General features: G+C 44.8%; 2 protein-coding genes. Both read left to right on the top strand.

All coding sequences use genetic code 11. The features are described 5' to 3' along the window. A partial coding sequence (locus JKA74_RS20645; protein WP_201433141.1) for a BT1926 family outer membrane beta-barrel protein occupies positions 1-660 on the top strand: 660 nt, incomplete at its 5' end. Positions 661-676: 16 nt separating this feature from the next. Further along, positions 677-1,035: hypothetical protein (locus JKA74_RS20640; protein WP_201433140.1), on the top strand; the 359-nt coding region annotated here is incomplete at its 3' end.

The raw sequence follows: 1,035 nt of genomic DNA, 5'->3' as shown, positions 1-1,035 counted from the left end.
CTTTTTGCTGGAATTCTGATGGCATCGGGACCTGTATTTGCCCAGAGCGAGAGCTCGGGGGAAAGTAGTTCCGGAGGCGCAGGTTCCGGTGATTTGCTCATCGAATTAACAGGTTCCCCCTTTAATACAGGAGGAGGTTTATTGAACTTTTCTGAGTTCAGGACGAGATTTTTCTTAAATGACATCATGGCAGTGCGCCTGGGAATAGCAATGAACCTTGACAACACTCAAACCACGCCAGATGTAGTTGTGAACAACAGTTCCTACAGTATCATGCCGGGTTTTGAATACCACCTGGTCAATGAAGGTGCCTTCAGAGCTTATGGAGCAGCTGATTTAATGGTTGGCCATCGCATCGCTAACTATTCATCATCAACAGGCCCAAGCGTAGTAGGAGCAGCAAGTATACCAAGCAGCCCTACTGCTTTTATTAGCAACAGGGGTTATTTCCAATTGGGAGCAAGGGTTTCTGCCGGTGTGGAATACCATTTCAACTCCAGGTTTTATATAGGAGGGGAAGTAGGCTTTCAGTACATCTACCAAAAGAATGCTGAGGTATCAGTAGATGGTGAATTGTGGCAGGAATCCACCACGGATAACTTTGGATTTTTGACTACAGCCAATTCTATTAAAATAGGCTTTAAGTTTTTGAATTTTTAAATAAAAAGATACAAATATGAAAAACTACATACAAGAAAAAACACGCTACCTCAAGGCGCTGGTGCTTACGATGCTCGTAGGCTTTATTGGTTTTGAGGCAGGGGCGCAAGTCTTTATATCATCTACCTCGCCTGCCGGTCCCTGGTATGCCGGGCAGGAAGCCACAGCTTCATATGAAGCTGAGGATTTTGACGCAGGAACATCTTTTATATTATGGGATGATGCGGACAATGATGCCCAAATTGATGAGGACGAACAGATATTCGGTCAATCAACAGTTCAGGATGCCCTGGAAGAGATTGACTTCACATGGCCTGAAGCAGGCAATATCAACCTTAGGTTGGCTGCTTTCTCAGGTAATTCTGTGACGGGAGA

It is taken from the genome of Marivirga aurantiaca, from assembly GCF_016679925.1.
GTDB classification, from domain to species: Bacteria; Bacteroidota; Bacteroidia; order Cytophagales; family Cyclobacteriaceae; genus Marivirga; species Marivirga aurantiaca.
This window is presented reverse-complemented; position numbering and strand designations above follow the sequence as displayed.